Source organism: Desulfobacterales bacterium (genome assembly GCA_030066985.1).
Classification (GTDB): Bacteria; Desulfobacterota; Desulfobacteria; order Desulfobacterales; family JAHEIW01; genus JAHEIW01.
On the sequence record JASJAN010000022.1, the window covers coordinates 48,589 to 63,796 of the forward strand.

The 15,208-nt window shown below is 46.7% G+C and carries 14 protein-coding genes; 5 read left to right on the forward strand and 9 right to left on the reverse strand.

Annotation, left to right across the window (positions count from 1 at the left end):
• Positions 1-33: 33 nt before the first annotated feature.
• The 4 genes from QNJ26_12500 to QNJ26_12515 form a co-directional block, all read right to left on the reverse strand.
• Positions 34-2,037: a transglutaminase domain-containing protein gene (locus QNJ26_12500; GenBank protein MDJ0986355.1), complete on the reverse strand. Its 2,004-nt coding sequence runs from the start codon at positions 2,035-2,037 to the stop codon at positions 34-36.
• Positions 2,034-3,383 (reverse strand): DUF58 domain-containing protein, encoded by a 1,350-nt coding sequence (locus QNJ26_12505; protein MDJ0986356.1) that lies wholly within the window; start codon positions 3,381-3,383, stop codon positions 2,034-2,036. The genes QNJ26_12500 and QNJ26_12505 overlap by 4 nt, the downstream gene beginning before the upstream one ends.
• Before the next feature lie 47 nt (positions 3,384-3,430).
• Complete coding sequence (locus tag QNJ26_12510; protein MDJ0986357.1) at positions 3,431-4,366, reverse strand: MoxR family ATPase; 936 nt, start codon at positions 4,364-4,366, stop codon at positions 3,431-3,433.
• Between the two features lie 267 nt (positions 4,367-4,633).
• Positions 4,634-5,032 carry a hypothetical protein gene (locus QNJ26_12515; GenBank protein ID MDJ0986358.1) on the reverse strand — a complete coding sequence of 133 codons (399 nt, stop codon included), beginning with the start codon at positions 5,030-5,032 and terminating at the stop codon, positions 4,634-4,636.
• Between the two features lie 350 nt (positions 5,033-5,382).
• Between QNJ26_12515 and QNJ26_12520 the strand changes: the two genes are divergently transcribed.
• The 5 genes from QNJ26_12520 to QNJ26_12540 all read left to right on the forward strand — a co-directional run bounded on the left by QNJ26_12520 (position 5,383) and on the right by QNJ26_12540 (position 11,134).
• Positions 5,383-6,522, forward strand: a complete 1,140-nt coding sequence (locus QNJ26_12520; protein MDJ0986359.1) for a toll/interleukin-1 receptor domain-containing protein — start codon at positions 5,383-5,385, stop codon at positions 6,520-6,522.
• A 342-nt stretch (positions 6,523-6,864) separates the two neighbouring features.
• Positions 6,865-9,153: a hypothetical protein gene (locus QNJ26_12525; protein MDJ0986360.1), complete on the forward strand. Its 2,289-nt coding sequence runs from the start codon at positions 6,865-6,867 to the stop codon at positions 9,151-9,153.
• A gap of 26 nt (positions 9,154-9,179) precedes the next feature.
• Positions 9,180-9,761 (forward strand): hypothetical protein, encoded by a 582-nt coding sequence (locus QNJ26_12530; protein ID MDJ0986361.1) that lies wholly within the window; start codon positions 9,180-9,182, stop codon positions 9,759-9,761.
• A gap of 372 nt (positions 9,762-10,133) precedes the next feature.
• A complete protein-coding gene (locus QNJ26_12535; protein MDJ0986362.1) occupies positions 10,134-10,601 on the forward strand; it encodes a hypothetical protein in 468 nt (155 codons plus the stop codon).
• Between the two features lie 131 nt (positions 10,602-10,732).
• Positions 10,733-11,134 carry a hypothetical protein gene (locus QNJ26_12540; protein MDJ0986363.1) on the forward strand — a complete coding sequence of 134 codons (402 nt, stop codon included), beginning with the start codon at positions 10,733-10,735 and terminating at the stop codon, positions 11,132-11,134.
• Positions 11,135-11,239: 105 nt separating this feature from the next.
• Here QNJ26_12540 and QNJ26_12545 read toward each other — a convergent pair whose 3' ends face one another.
• From QNJ26_12545 to guaA, 5 genes are all read right to left on the reverse strand, one after another.
• Complete coding sequence (locus QNJ26_12545) at positions 11,240-11,407, reverse strand: hypothetical protein (protein ID MDJ0986364.1); 168 nt, start codon at positions 11,405-11,407, stop codon at positions 11,240-11,242.
• Between the two features lie 141 nt (positions 11,408-11,548).
• Positions 11,549-11,905, reverse strand: coding sequence for a hypothetical protein (locus QNJ26_12550; GenBank protein ID MDJ0986365.1), 357 nt, complete (start codon positions 11,903-11,905; stop codon positions 11,549-11,551).
• An 88-nt stretch (positions 11,906-11,993) separates the two neighbouring features.
• Positions 11,994-12,743 (reverse strand): nickel pincer cofactor biosynthesis protein LarB, encoded by a 750-nt coding sequence (gene larB / locus QNJ26_12555; protein ID MDJ0986366.1) that lies wholly within the window; start codon positions 12,741-12,743, stop codon positions 11,994-11,996.
• 1 nt (position 12,744) lies between these two features.
• The gene (locus QNJ26_12560; GenBank protein ID MDJ0986367.1) at positions 12,745-13,614 is read right to left on the reverse strand and encodes a hypothetical protein; all 870 of its coding nucleotides are present in this window, start codon (positions 13,612-13,614) and stop codon (positions 12,745-12,747) included.
• 18 nt (positions 13,615-13,632) lie between these two features.
• Positions 13,633-15,162 (reverse strand): glutamine-hydrolyzing GMP synthase, encoded by a 1,530-nt coding sequence (guaA, locus tag QNJ26_12565; GenBank protein MDJ0986368.1) that lies wholly within the window; start codon positions 15,160-15,162, stop codon positions 13,633-13,635.
• Positions 15,163-15,208: the final 46 nt, after the last annotated feature.

Here is a 15,208-nt window from a genome sequence, read left to right on the forward strand (position 1 = left end):
GCTACTGAAACCATTGGTGTTCACGGTTGATTTTTAGGATCCTCTATCTGCTTGATGTTCATCCAACCAGGTTGCGCTCAGCGCAATCATATGCGATTTATCGGCAGCGCTCAGCCCCTGGGGGTCAAAGCGGTAGCGGTAGTGAAATGCCAACACTTGGCGGGGAACGTCTAGTGAAACCCGCTGACCCACAACCCCCTCAATTCGTTTCAGCCATTTTGACAGGGTTTCCCACGGATAGCGCGTGAAACCCAGCTGGTTTAACCTTTGCTCGATAGGGTAAAAGGCTGAATCAGCACCAGCCACCGGTAATCCCTTTTTCGGCGTACAACGAACAGTTCTTTTGAATTTGCGGCCTTTCAAGAACCTAGCCATCATCCGCCAACCCGCCCAGATAAACAGCGGCAACAGCAACAGGGGAAAATATTTAAGATATCTACTGCCCTGTATCTTTAGGCGCCATTGGGACAGCCAAAATATAACCCCGGATGTGACATCCCTGATTTTTTGCCAGTAATGCTGCCATCGGGGCAGCTGTTGGCCTTCGGTCTCCTGCCAGGTTGCCGGCGTTGTATCCAAATTGATCCACCTACCGTCAACATAAGCCACAGTCCAGGCATGCGCATAGCGCGAACGCACCAGACTCCAGCCCCCCATGGTGTCGGATGGATTGACAGAATATCCGCGGACATAACGTGCGGGAATGCCGGCCTGCCTCAGTAACAACACCGTTGCCGTCGCAAAATATTCACAATGGCCCGATCGGGTTTGGGTTAAGAAATTGCTAATCGGGGTTGATTTTTTATGTTTCGATTTTGCTTTCAGGGAATAGGTGAATTCGGTTTCAAAATGAGTTTTTATCGTTTTCAGGATTTCTGCGGGTGGCAATGTCCGCAAATTCAATTGCTCGGCGATTTGCGTAATGACCTTTAGTTCGTGCTTGGGAATGGCTAAATCGCGGCTTCCAGGCGGAGAGATCAGAGAAGATCCCAGACCATATTGGACCGTATACGATATCAGGCCGTCTCCGCGGACTTTAACGGCCCCAAAATCATTTTTTTCGGCCCGTTCGGCCCTGAGATTGTCGATCTGAAATGAACCACTAGGTATTTTTAGCAAGGCGTCTTTACCCTTTAATTGCTGTGCAATCGTGCAGGACCTTGCAGGCCCTGCTGGGGTCGCCAGTTGCCAGTCATACGAATCGGCGCTTTTGTGTAGCCGGTTGAAATACTTGCGAGACACGCTCCAGATGGACGGAAACGACCTGAAGGTATCATATGTGGCTTCTCGCAGCAGCAGGGAACGTTGATCCGATCCACCCGGCCGGGCACGAAAAACGATACGACTGGACAATTTCTCATTCGGAACGTCGCCGATTTGGGTGTATTTTCGATAAGAATCACCGCTGGGAGAAAAAAAATGAGTGGTTTTTTGTTCCACCACGGTTTGAAGTTTTGCTAAACCAATTTGCCCCAAATAACCGGCACCGCCAGCGATCAATAGCAGAATCATCCAAAATGCCCAAGGTGAATGGCGGGGTCGGTATGACCACAACGCCCAGACGCTCAAGCCCAACAGGCCGATATAAAACAGCCCACTGCGTTGGTTGACAAAGCCGGTACTGAAGACACAAGCCGCCAGATAAATGAATGAAAAATCGATCGGTTGATTTTTGCTGTGCGCGCTCAAGATCTGTTTTTTGCGAAGCAAAAAAAGAACACGCGGATCAATGCGTCCGGCAGTACTGTATACCTGCGCCAGAAGCAAGGGCAGCAAGACTGCGGGCAACCATTGAAACACCATCCAGGCCGGATGATTAAGCCAGCCGGTTAGAAACTGATAAAAGGCCAGACCGATGAGCGCCATTGTACAAAGTGTCGAAGCTCTTTTAAAGTCAGATTCGTTAAGCTCCCAGCGGTGCTTAATCCATCGCGATGCTTCAACACCAAACGCCATTAGCGCTGCCAGCACGAGTTGGTGCATCGTCAATCCCCAAAATAAAATAGCGGCACCAATGAGCAGGGGAGGTGTTTTCATATCTGACTGAGCCCCATTTCGATTTCACCGGCCCGCAGCACATGAAAAGTATCAGCCACATCGCTCAAGGGACCGGGTTCTGGGATGACCGCGTCATCGGGTTGCAAAATGATCAACACGAAAACAGGTATATCCAAGTTTCGTAGAAGCTGCACCAGCTGCTGCCGCTGCTCGTCCCAGTTGAGAAAAATGCAAATACAGCCGGAACAGAACGCCGCTCTGGACATGACGTTTGGCAACAGCGTTTCAAAGGGCTTGCTTTCACAGGGTTGGACATCTGCCAGTGCTTCTAGAATTTTATCGGTTTGTCCAAGTCCTCGGCCAGCGGTAAAACAATATACCTCAAGTCCTACAAAAATCAGATCAAGCAATGACTCTTGACTCTGGACGGTGCAGGCAAACGAAGCCGCTAGCGAGACCGCCTCTTCAAAAGCCTCTGCATAGCGCTGTCCGACAAAGGTATCTAAAATTAAAACATGCCGCACATAATATTCTTCCTGGTATTCTTTGACAATCGGCTTGCCGGTTCTGGCCCAGCTTTTCCAATGAATTTTTCGTAAGGGATCCCCGGGTCGGTAATCACGCAACGAAACAAATTCTTCAGATTCACCCACAGACATTGTTAAAGCAATACCGCCGGAATGGTGTTTGCGACCGCCAGGCATTTGGATCGGTGGTAGGGAATATCGTTTGGGCAGTACCAGAATGGATTGTGGCAGTCTTTTAAATTGCCGCGTATAACAAAGCCCCAAAGGATCCGGTCGGGCCACTGAAATACCGGCGAGCTGGATGCGGCCTCTGCGCAATGGCATCACTTCCAGACGCAGATTTTTAACCTCATTGGGAGCCAAAGCAAGATGCCTTTGCGGCTCTTTGAGCGCCCCTTGTTTGTGGGCCACCAGCTGAGACCAAGGCTGAGTTCTTTTTTTTCGCGCTGCATTGGGTTTGCCAGTCTGAAAGAAAGGCTTGATCTGAAGAAATTCCTGATATGTGAGAGCTGAACCGGCAAATTCATCAATTAGATATAACTTGTCATAGTGCCGGCGGTAGAGGTTTTGGATGCTGAGGTCATACTCAAAGGGTATGCCGGCTGTGACAAAACGTGGTAATTTTCGTTGTGCGTCAAAGTGGGTGCGTATTTTAAGGCTCAGCACAAAGGATATCAAAATTAAGACCGCAATAAACGTAAAGATCTGAAAAACCATGGACAGGGTGGTGTCGGCCCCCAAGATGGCTGCAAACACCAACAGGGCAAGCAAAAAAATACCGGCGCGGGTAAAGCGTTTTGACAGGTACCGCTTCGTTTTAAAGAGTGAATGGTAGAACCAATATGTGATTCTTTTCATTTAGCGTCTGCTATGGCGTCATTCTGATGTCGAATCGATATTGAGAGTTAAGCCGGTACGTTGATTTTTTTAACCGTATCATCAACTAGCTGCTCGGCGGTCAACCCAGCAAAGCGCGCCTGAGGATGCATCACAATCCGGTGAGCAATGACCGGCACTGCAATTTCCTGAATATGCTCCGGAACGACAAATTCGCTGCCATCGAAAAGAGCCAGCGCTTGTGCGGTTTTCATAAGTGCCAAGGATGCCCGTGGGCTGGCACCCATGGCGACATGCTCCGCCGATCGAGTTGCGCGCACAATTTTGACGGCATATTCTCTAAGCTCATCGCTGATGCGAACCTGCTTGACCTGGTTTCTTAACAACACGACGTCTTCTTTGGATATACAGGGCGCAAGGTCATGAATGGGATGGCTTTGGCGTTGATCTGACAGTACTTCCATTTCTTCTTCCAGCGGGATATAGCCCAAAGAAAACCGCAACGCGAATCGATCCATCTGGGCTTCAGGCAAAGGGTAGGTTCCGCTGGTTTCAACCGGATTTTGGGTGGCAATCACAAAAAAAGGCTCTTCCAATGGTTTGAGTTGTCCATCGATGCTGACCTGAGATTCAGCCATTGCCTCAAGCAACGCTGATTGGGTGCGTGGGGATGCACGATTGATTTCATCGGCTAGCAAGACATTGGTAAAAACAGGCCCCTCGTGAAAAGTAAAATTTTGATCTTTCTGATTAAAAATCGAAACGCCCAGAATGTCAGACGGCAACAAGTCCGGTGTAAACTGAATGCGCTTAAACTTAACCGCCATCGATTTCGCTATTGCTTTTGCCAGTGTTGTTTTACCGGTTCCAGGATAGTCTTCTATCAGGATATGACCACCACTGGCAAAGGCACTGATAATTATTCGAATGGCGTCAGATTGTCCGCGGATGACTTTCTCAATATTGGTGACGATGCGCTCACAGATGTCTTTGACAGATTCCATTTTCCCATATCCCATCCGGTTGCAAAGCCCGGCGCGTTAGACAGGGCAGCGTGCCAGCCCTGCATCCCATCCTAAATGGTTGGTCTCAAAACCCTTTTTCAATCATATCATATTCTTTGCATAATGTGGGAAAATCGGATAACGGCGCGAGTATAGCTAACAAAAATTTTGTTGCGCACCTATCCATGACGGCGCGTCACCTTAGAATGCTGCACGCTGGCGCTATTGAACGCGTTGATGAATGGCTTGAGCGTAGAACGAAACCGATTAGAATCTGAAACCGGAGATTAAATGAAAAAATACATAGTAAAGACCACCGGCGACACCAATCAATCCTATTATGAGAGATAAAATGCGGCGACGATTGGCGCGGCGTTCCCTGATCTGCTCTTTCTCATTCAGATAACCGATAGCGGTATCGATCACTGTTTTGCGCAGCGCGAGAATGGATGGTTTTCTGCAGTGCGGGCATAACTCCAGGAAGCTGCCCAGATCCCGGGTTTCATAATGGTATCGACTGACATATTGATGCGGTGTGCTGATGGTTTGATCAATTTTTTTTTGAGGCTTACCCTCTATAAGGATCAAAGACCTCTCTTCTGAGGCCACCCCGGGTTCGACATCCAGCACCGACGCCTCATCGGTTTTTAATTTTTTGGCTTCCATGAGACCCACCTCTGACGAATTGATTAGCGTTTGAATTCCCCTAGATTTGAATTTTGCAGAAATCATGCCAATACCCGAATAAATTATATCTGATGCGATCATGGGCTGTTACGAATAATAGGAACCCTTTTACTCAGATGATTTTGAGAACTAAACGAAATAAAAATGGGCAGGATTTTTCATATTTTTAAAGGGTTATATAGATTTCAATATGAATAGTTTCATGGCTAAAGCTATGGATCAAAATGACCGATAATTCAATTCAGCAGTTATATGTTCGTGCTAGATGAAACAGTTCATCAACCGAGTGACGGCTGCTAAATCTATTAGGCTGCGTAAGGAGAACGGCAATGGCAATTCCCCAGCATCTGGAAGTCCTCAACAAGGGCGTCTCAGCTTGGAATCAATGGCGCACAGAAAATGCCGATACCGAACCCGATTTGGCGGGTTCCAACTTGAGCAAAGCGGATCTGAAAGGCGCCAATTTAAGCGAAACCGATTTAAGGTGGGCAGATTTGACCTGGGCCAATTTGGGTGGCGCCAACCTCAATCGTGCTGACTTGCGGCGAGCAAACCTCAGTCGTGCAATTTTTAATATGGCCAATTTGAGCGAAGCCAACCTTAGTGAAACGTACCTCAGCGGGGCTGACTTAAGTGAGGCTGACTTAAAACGAGCGATATTTATACGCTCGGATTTGGCCAGCGCAGACCTCAGCAACGCGGATTGCCAGCGGGCCGACTTCAGATGGGCCTATCTTATTAAGGCCATTTTTAACAACGCCAATCTCACGGGTGCCAATTTGATCGAAGCCAATCTGACGAAAGCTGAACTAAAACGCAGCAACCTCAGTGAAGTTTTTGTTGCTTGGAGCTGTTTCGGTGATAACAATCTGAGTGAGACGATCGGTCTGAATGCGGTCAAGCATTTCGGGCCTTCAACCATCGGAATCGACACGGTTTATCGTTCGCGAGGTAACATTCCTAAGGAATTTCTCCAGGGGGCCGGTGTGCCGGAACATTTTATTTCCTATACCAGTTATTTGAATGAAAAAGCCTTTAAGTATAACAGCTGTTTTATCAGTTTTTCGGGTAACGATCGCAATTTTATCGATAAAATCGGTGACGACTTGCAACGCGAAGGTATCCGCTGCTGGTATGCGCCCGAAGAAATGAAGATGGGAGATGCCATTCGGCAACAGGTCGATCAGTTAATCCGCATTCAGGATAAACTGATAGTGGTACTCTCAAAATTTTCAGTCGAAAGTCAGTGGATTCAAAAAGAGGTGGAAGCAGCCATCGAGGAAGAACACAATCGCAACCGGTCTGTTTTATTTCCGTTGCGTTTGGATAATGGCCGCATGGATGCTGAAAAGGAATGGCTAGAAAATCTTCAAAAAACCCATGAAATTTATGATTTTACGGCCTGGCGGAACTGGGAGGCGTATTTTACCCAATTTAATCGCTTGGTCGAAAATTTGAAAGCGGAATAGGGTGAAGATATAAAAAACGGTCAACAGTCAATAAGCATCACCGAAAACAGAAACGCACAAGGAAGTATGGAAAGGCTGGAACACCCCCCGGCGCCTTGCGGTAGCCGGCTTCCTTGCGCACGTTTAAAATATCCTACATTGTGGTATATGTCAAGTTAGATCCCTGTAATTAATCCCACTTTACGCTTCTCTGCACTTTTTTGTATGAATCGATCCGGATCGCGCAAGATTTTTTTCATTATCAAAATCAAGTGATATCAGCAAATTGGCTTAAGAATATCCATAAATTGCCGATAATACCTTTTGGAATCCGCAGACCAGACTGCAAACAGGAAAATGAAAATGGATAGAACTGAAAAAACATCCGAAGACATCCAACAATCTGACCCATCTGAGGCCAAAACAGAGGAATCTGTCCAAGACTTTGATAATGGAAAAATTGAACCATTTGATGATGAATCAGCAGATCATGAAAGTAATGGTTTAGATAATTCAGGGCCGGATTCTGAACCAATACCAACCACAAAAAATCCGGCTGAAAACGCTGACCAAACTCTGGTTCAAGAACAGCCGCTTGAATCAAATCAAGAAACTGGCGACGGTTCAGAAGGTCAAAACGCTGAGTTGGCCGCAGACGATCATGAAAAAGACGCGACCGATTCAAGCAACCAAACCAATGAGACTGCAACAGTTGCCAATGCAGCCGATTCAATCGCAACAGACCCGGTTCCTGAAAAGACTGACATTCCAGATCAAGCGCCAGAAGATGCCACTGCCTCCCCGGCTGAAGCGTCCGGTGACGAAAAAGCAGATGAGATCGATATCGTTGAGGCGCCGGAAGAGCAGGTCAGTGTCGATGACCTCAACGATCCCAATCAAGAAGAATCGGATGTCAAACATGAGAGCGCACCAGAAGCGGACGTTGAAAATACGGAATTAAAAGCTGAAGCAACCGATACCAGTAATGTTGAAGAAGCGGTGTCTGCAACATCCGAAGCAGTTGATCAGGAGGCGAATAAGACCGATGAGGCGCAGGGATCGTCGGCGGAAGAAACAGAATCAGACCACCCAATTGAACCGTTACCCAGCGAAAACACAGATGATGCCCCAGCCGACCCGGCCAAAGATGACGAAGAACATCAAACGGGTACAAATGAAAAAGAAAATGATCCGGATTCTGCAGAAAATATCCCCGAAACGGATGATACAATTAAAGCGCCTACAGAAACAGCTGATGAACTTACAATGTTGGATACAGAAGGGGAAGATGTCGCAGCAGAACAGGAAGCCGCGCAAGATGAGGGGGGCGACCCAAAAACGAAAACGGAATCATCAGACGAAAACGTTGAAGAGGAAACAGCCGCAACAGCACCCGAAAACCAATCCGCAACTGATGACGAAACGCTTGAAGATGACGCGGAAGAAAATGATCTGCAGACACCTGATGCCAGAACATCATTGGTGAAAATAGCGGTATCCGCAGTTTTAATTATTGCTCTTTTTTCAGGCTTTTTTATTTTCGATAATAAATCAAAACCCAAAACGAGCCCAAAAGATGCGCAACAGATGCAAACGATACACCCTCAGCCGGCAAAGGTCGAAAGAAAAGAAATTCGTGAAATTCAATCGCTGGTAACGCCCAGTATATACGACGACTCGATAAATGAGATCAGCACCCTCAGAGACACCTTGCTCAAAAAAAAAGCTGAAATACTGGCACTTAAAAAAAGATATCAGCAAAGCATTGAGGAACAGGAAAAAGAAATTTTAGATGCACAACATAACACCGATATACAGACCTTTCTTGAAGCCACCGCTCATCATCGAATCGTTTTCAGTCTAAAGACCATCCAGCGGCGTCAAGCCTATATTGGCCAGTTGGAAAGGCCTCTCGCATGGGTATCAGGCGCCTGTGAGGACCTGTTGTTCATAAAACGGCGCGTGATGATGGATCTTCAGCTGTCTGCAGTTGCCAGTGGCATTGATATGGATCAGCACGTACAGGAGATGCATCGGGCGCTTCAGAAATACCGGCCCACTGCTGACAAACTTGCTATTGATCCAACAGACGCACGCCTGGAATCCATTGAAACGATTTGGGAGCAGATCCAAAACAAGCAGGATAAAGTGTCACCCCAACCGGTTTATTCTAAAAACCAGATTATATCCGCCGAAATTTGTGCAGGTGATTTTTCTCGTATCGGAGAGCTATCCGTAATTTCAGCAGCAACGGCAGAATGCATCACAGAGATGCAGGGTTCAGATCTTTTCTTGAATCAGATCAGCGAAATCTCTCCAGGCGCTGCCAGGCAACTGTGCCAGTGGAAAGGTAGCTGGATCTGCATGAACGGAATCAAGGCCCTGTCACCACGGGTGGCCCATTATCTATTTCAATGGGATGGCAACTGGATTTCGTTAAATGGACTGACTGAATTTCCCGCTGAAATCGCCGAAACACTATTGCACTGGCACGGCGGTCAATTAGAGCTAATGGGTTTGCAGGATACGCCTGATGCTCACGCACAGATCGGAATAGAATATCTGGCACAGTGGGAGCGATCGGGCGGCAAATTATTTGTTCCCAAACAGCTTAGAGAAAAAATAGACGCTTTGCACCGACGTTATGGCTGATGTTTTTACAGCGCACAGGAGCTCAAATGAAACCGTTTGTATTTGCTAAATGGTACCTGGTGATCATCTTGTTGTCGATAACAACCATATCGGTGGCATCCAGCGGTCTCAAAAAAAATACCCTGAAAGTAAAAATAAACGAAATATCAATGTTGCGGGTGATAATAATTGATAAAATCGACCAAGCAATTGAAATGCGGCATGACCTGGAAAAGCATCTGGCTGAATTGCAAGTGGAAATCCGCTCTGAACAGATCCGCACCGAAATCATTTCACATGAGGCGGCTTTGCAAAATTTGCGCATCCGATACAATCTTAGCTTAGTGCAAACCCTGCAGGCTTATATAACGCTGCTAAACGAACGCATTGATTATTTCCAAACCGGCAATGAGCGCTTAAAATTTTTGATCGATCAAATCCATGATGATCTGGCCATCATTGACATCTTAAAGGATATGGAAATCCAAAATCTCATCGATCGCATCGATATGGTGTTGAATGAGTTTGTTCCCGAAACTCAGAAACAGATCATCAACGCAACCCAAATCAGCCTCCAGCCCTCTGAATATGTTTGGGAGATTGTTTCCCTCAAACCCAACTCACCTTAACTTTGCATGAAAATTAAGGCGAAGTAGGATAACAGCTAAACTTTGTTCGCTAACAACAGGCTCTCCCAACAACTGATACTTACAGACTCTAAAGGATGGGAACGATTTTATCGCATTAATTTTCACCCGATGGGCGAGCGGGAGACATTCATCGGTCCGCCTCAGGCGGATTATTTAGAGCGAGGCATAGTTATACTATAGCCTCGCCCTAAAGTGCCTTGCATATGAAAGTCTCCCGCTCGTGCAACATCCAGGTAAACCCACAACAGCAAATCTAAATTTATCGAAATGAAGAATGGCATTGAAAGCTGGGGGAGGGTGCCTATCTTTTTTATGGTCAGTATGGTGCACCGTATTTAGGAGGTGATGGTAATGAAAACTCGATTGATCCAGACATTTGGTTGCTTGTTCATCCTGGTGTTCTGCATTTTAGGAACTGTCCCGGCTGCCGGAAAGGGCTCAACCATAACCGAGCAATTTTTCAACGGCCACATGTGGGCGCTGTTGAGCGACTCCCAGAAAACAACGCATTTGACGGGTATACAGGAAGGTATTCAGTTGTGTTTGTCTCAGATAAAAGCCGATCTTCTGGTTCCGCCGGCCCTCATGCACTCGATGCACGAATCCGGTGTGTTTGAGCGGCGCAGATTGCTGTTCAGTATGCAAGGTATCAGCGGTATCTCAAAGCGCATCAATGGTTTCTATCGTGATGCTGACAATTTGTCCATTCCAATTATTGAGGCTTACCGGCATGTTACCCTGGCGTTAAATTTTGCCGAGCCCCAGGAAATCGCTGACGACTTAGCCCGGCTCAAGTTGAGATACAAAACCACTAATTAATATAAACTATTGAAATTAAATAATAATATTTAATCAAACTTGTCATGCGCCTTGATTTAAGCTATGATAATAGTGTTGCCCCCCTAGCAGGAAAGGCTTGCGTTTAAAACAAGGTGAACGAGGCGAGTTTGATGAAAATATGCGCAGTGCTAAGCAGTGTTCTGATACTGATGTTGAACAGCATGGCCTGTTCAGGCCCTAATATAACCATAGAAGAAGAAAATGTGCTGGCTGCCCTATCCAATATCCAGCAAGGTTTGGAAAACAATGTCAGTTACGAAGAATTTATGCAATTGCTGGATCAAGCGAAGCTTGAGATCGATCGACTCAAAACCAGTGCAGAAAACAATGCTTGTTTTATGGGCGCTGTTAGAAATTGCTATTCTTTTTATAATACCGGTGGGAAGGCCTGGCGGCAAAAAATGAACACAACCGACGAGGCTCGCAAAAACGACATGGACCTAACCCTGTCTGTCCTGCAATCCCGAGCGGCGCTTAACATCCAACTGGCAGGCAATTGCTACAATAATTAAACCCCTCCCTGAGCCCAAATCACAACCTCGACCGATGTCCGTGTTGAACCCCATCTACCCGCTCAAAGTTTATCTGTCTGCACATAAAAAATAGTGCGTCACGGCTTAGAGCGACGGTTTCGGATCATCTAGCTGCTGTAAAAATTCTCTGAACCATGGCGGGTTTTGCAGAATGATGTACACCAGAAAGATAGCCGTAAGGGGAAGAAAAAAAACAACCAGATCCAATACCAGTATAAGTGCACAAATCAGAATGCGTTGCTTGGTGCTCATAACTTCCTTATCTCTGCTTTGTTTTCATTTGCATTCACGATCCGGGTCGGCGCGCCGAGATGAGACCCAGCGGCATCTTGGAAGTGCATTCGGCAGGCATTAAATATCGGGTGTGAATCAGCAGACCTAAAGAGGTTGATCTTAAAGAAGCCCTTTGTCTTTCAAGATGGACATCGATCTTTGACCGATGGTGGTGACCTGGGTCAGTGCCTGAGTAAGGTGGTAACCCGCTTCATGCGCGACACCGGAATTGATCATCACCAACGCTGTATCAATGCTTTTTTCAATTTCCGGCCAGAGTTCATGGGGCGCTGCTTTTTTGCAGATCAGTATCTCGCTGCCCACCATGTCGACCACCGCTTTAATGATTTTTTCAGCCCCGGGTTTATCGGCTTCAGGTAGCGCTTTGTAAAGTTCCACGGCTTGCGTGATCCAAATCAGACCACCCTTGATTTTTTCACTCTGCGAAAAAGTGGTAATGGCATCTGGGGTTTTCATAAACGCGCTACCTTTCTAAAACTTATCTAAAAAAAGTTGTCCTTTTGAGTCCGCCATTGCTGGATTAGATGCACTTTTGAAATAGATTTTACCGCCGATTGATCATCGCCGCCACATACCCCGCACCAAAACCGTTATCGATATTGACGACCGCAACATTGGAGCTGCAACTGTTGAGCATCGCAAACAGCGCGGTTAGACCACCGAGGCTGACGCCGTAGCCGACACTGGTGGGTACGGCAATCACGGGCCGGCTGACCATACCAGCAACAACACTGGGCAAAGCGCCCTCCATTCCAGCAACAACCACCAGCACAGATGCCGATTCAATTGCTTCACGGTGACCCAACAAACGATGAATGCCCGATACGCCCACATCATATATGGTTTCCACCTTGTTGCCCATAGCAGCGGCGGTCAAATAGGCTTCTTTGGCCACAGGAATGTCAGATGTGCCGGCTGATATAATAAGAATGGTGCCGCGACCGATAATCTGCGGCTTTTTGAGCATCCACACGATCATGCGGGCATCGGGATGATAAATCGCATCCGGAAAGCGGGCAATTACGGCATCTGCTTTTTGCGGTCCAATACGCGTCACCAGCAAAATATTTTCCTGACGCATCATTTTATCCATTATGCCGATCACCTGGTCTGCAGTTTTTCCCTCACCAAAGATCACTTCTGGAAACCCTTTGCGCAAAGAGCGGTGATGATCCACATGCGCAAATTCAATATCCTCAAAATTCAGATGGCGCAGTTTTTCAAGCGCATCTTTAACGGATAATTGGCCGCCGGCCACTGATTTTAAAATAGTTGTCAGCAATTGATGGTCCATGCTATTCCTTGATTTCCTGCTCTGTGATGCTGCCGGTCCCCTGTGAAGTCGCGCCCCCACTGGATCTTGGAGAAAAGGTGGGTGCCTGCGCTAATTTTTCCAGATCCTTTATTTTTCTGAGCATTGAATCAATGCGTTTGTCCATAGCCGATTTGGTTACATCAAGGTCGCGCTGGAAGCTTTTGCGTGCCTTCAACAACTCCAGTTGTAAAGCATCTTTATCTAATTTTTTATTGGACACCGTCGACAGTTCGGACTGAATGCGCGTTAAGTCGCTTAAGGCTTTGTCTACATTGGTCGAGATCGCGGAGAGTCGCTGCTGCATGTCCTTATCCAATGACGCCACTTCAGCAGAAATGGATTTGAGATCATTACGCATTGCGGACAGGCCTTTTATTTCATTGCGGATGGGACCTAAGGCCGATTCAATTTTAGCGACGACTTGCTGCTGGTCTTTTTTGTCTGCCTTGGTCGCATTTATTTTCGCTACGGTAGCTTCGGCTTGTTTTAGATTCTCTTTCATAGCCTTGTCGACCTTTTCAAGACTCGCCAGCTTTTCAGTCAACGCGGTTTCGAGTTCGCCGTATTTGGCAGAAAGGGCGGAAAAGTTTTCTTCCAATTGACTGGTCAAATTTTGAATTTCCATGGCGCCGACATCTTGGCTCTGGCTTACGCGGCTGGTAACATCACGATAGGCAATGTAGAAAATAACGCCAATCAAAACCGGAAGCAAAATAGTGATGATCGTGACGCGATGGCTTAATTTTTCAACCTTTCGATCCTTGATGTCATCCTCATATACTTTTTGATCCGGCTCCGGTTCGTCGTCACCTTCAAACTTAAATGAGGGATATTGCTCGTCGTCAATCATTGTCTTTGTCCTTATCGTCTATTCCCATTCGATGGTACTGGGTGGTTTGGAGCTGATATCATAAACCACCCGATTAACGCCATCAACTTCATTAATGATACGATTGGATATTTTGCCAAGCAGTTTATGTGGCAGTTTTGCCCAATCTGCAGTCATGGCGTCTTTGCTTGTTACAGCCCTGACAGCGATGATATTTTCATAGGTTCTTTCGTCGCCCATAACCCCAACACTTTTCAGAGGTAGCAATACTGCAAAAGATTGCCATAATTTTTTATAATATCCGGCATCTTTAATCTCTTCAAGTAAAACATCGTCCACATCCCGCAGTATCCGCAATCGCTTGCGGGTAATTTCACCCAGTACTCTGACGGCCAAGCCCGGACCCGGAAATGGTTGCCGCCAGATCAGATCATCCGGCAGCCCCAATTCTTTGCCCAGTAGACGAACTTCATCCTTAAATAAATACCGCAGGGGTTCGATCAGTTTTAATTTCATTTTTTTAGGCAGTCCCCCAACATTATGGTGGGATTTAATCACTGAGGTCGGACCACCAAATGCCGATACCGACTCAATCACATCCGGATACAGGGTGCCCTGGGCCAAATATTCTGCGCCTTTAATCTTTTTGGCTTCCGCCTCAAAAACTTCCATAAAAATTCGACCAATAATTTTGCGCTTTTTTTCCGGATCGGTGATGTTTTTCAGCGCTTTTAAAAAACGGTTGGTGGCATTTACAAACCGGATATTGATATTCAAGTGTTGTTTAAGGGTTGTTTTTAGCTTAGCGGCTTCGTTTTTCCGCAGTAAACCATTATCAACAAAAATGCACGTCAGCTGTTTGTCAATGCTTTGATGCAGCAGCATTGCTGTTACAGACGAATCCACACCACCGCTTAAACCCAAAATAACTTTTTTGTCCGCAACCGTTTGGCGGATTTCCTGAATGGCGTCTTTGGCAAAGGATTTCATGGACCAGGATCGCTTGCAACCGCAAACACCGAACAAGAAATTTTGCAGAATTTTTTTACCCTGCGGTGTATGGGCCACTTCGGGATGAAACTGAACGCCGACCAAATGCTTGCTGCGATGCGCCGCAGCGGCAACAGCCGTATTATCGGTGGATCCCAATATCGTAAAGCCTTTTGGCAGACGCTCAATGGAGTCACCATGGCTCATCCAGCATTGCGTTTTTTGAGGAAGGCTTTTAAAGACACCGCTTTGGCGCTTGATGCGAAGCTCGGCAAAACCGTATTCACGCCGCCCGGCCCGTTTAACGGTTCCTCCCAGAGACGACATCATAAACTGCATACCGTAGCAGATGCCCAGTACAGGTATGCCCATCTTGAAGACAGCCGGGTGTATTTTAGGGCTGTTTTTTTCGTAAATGCTGGAAGGACCTCCCGATAAAATGATTCCCTCGGGATTCAGGCGCCGAATGGCATCCACTTTGATGGTCGGTGGTTCGATCACACAATACACTTGATTTTCCCGCACGCGGCGGGCAATCAATTGATTGTATTGGGAACCAAAGTCAATAATAAGTATCATCTGTTCGATTAAATTCCTTTAGCGCTTAGGTTTTTAAAGCGTTGAC

Bases quoted from the DNA above. Each gene is read 5' to 3' on its own strand.
- QNJ26_12525 (MDJ0986360.1), top strand. From the start codon at position 6,865: ATGGATAGAACTGAAAAAACATCCGAAGACATCCAACAATCTGACCCA.
- QNJ26_12520 (MDJ0986359.1), top strand. From the start codon at position 5,383: ATGGCAATTCCCCAGCATCTGGAAGTCCTCAACAAGGGCGTCTCAGCT.
- QNJ26_12540 (MDJ0986363.1), top strand. From the start codon at position 10,733: ATGAAAATATGCGCAGTGCTAAGCAGTGTTCTGATACTGATGTTGAAC.
- QNJ26_12510 (MDJ0986357.1), bottom strand. From the start codon at position 4,366: ATGGAATCTGTCAAAGACATCTGTGAGCGCATCGTCACCAATATTGAG.
- QNJ26_12505 (MDJ0986356.1), bottom strand. From the start codon at position 3,383: ATGAAAAGAATCACATATTGGTTCTACCATTCACTCTTTAAAACGAAG.
- QNJ26_12515 (MDJ0986358.1), bottom strand. From the start codon at position 5,032: ATGGAAGCCAAAAAATTAAAAACCGATGAGGCGTCGGTGCTGGATGTC.
- QNJ26_12550 (MDJ0986365.1), bottom strand. From the start codon at position 11,905: ATGAAAACCCCAGATGCCATTACCACTTTTTCGCAGAGTGAAAAAATC.
- QNJ26_12530 (MDJ0986361.1), top strand. From the start codon at position 9,180: ATGAAACCGTTTGTATTTGCTAAATGGTACCTGGTGATCATCTTGTTG.
- QNJ26_12545 (MDJ0986364.1), bottom strand. From the start codon at position 11,407: ATGAGCACCAAGCAACGCATTCTGATTTGTGCACTTATACTGGTATTG.
- larB (MDJ0986366.1), bottom strand. From the start codon at position 12,743: ATGGACCATCAATTGCTGACAACTATTTTAAAATCAGTGGCCGGCGGC.
- guaA (MDJ0986368.1), bottom strand. From the start codon at position 15,162: ATGATACTTATTATTGACTTTGGTTCCCAATACAATCAATTGATTGCC.
- QNJ26_12500 (MDJ0986355.1), bottom strand. From the start codon at position 2,037: ATGAAAACACCTCCCCTGCTCATTGGTGCCGCTATTTTATTTTGGGGA.
- QNJ26_12560 (MDJ0986367.1), bottom strand. From the start codon at position 13,614: ATGATTGACGACGAGCAATATCCCTCATTTAAGTTTGAAGGTGACGAC.
- QNJ26_12535 (MDJ0986362.1), top strand. From the start codon at position 10,134: ATGAAAACTCGATTGATCCAGACATTTGGTTGCTTGTTCATCCTGGTG.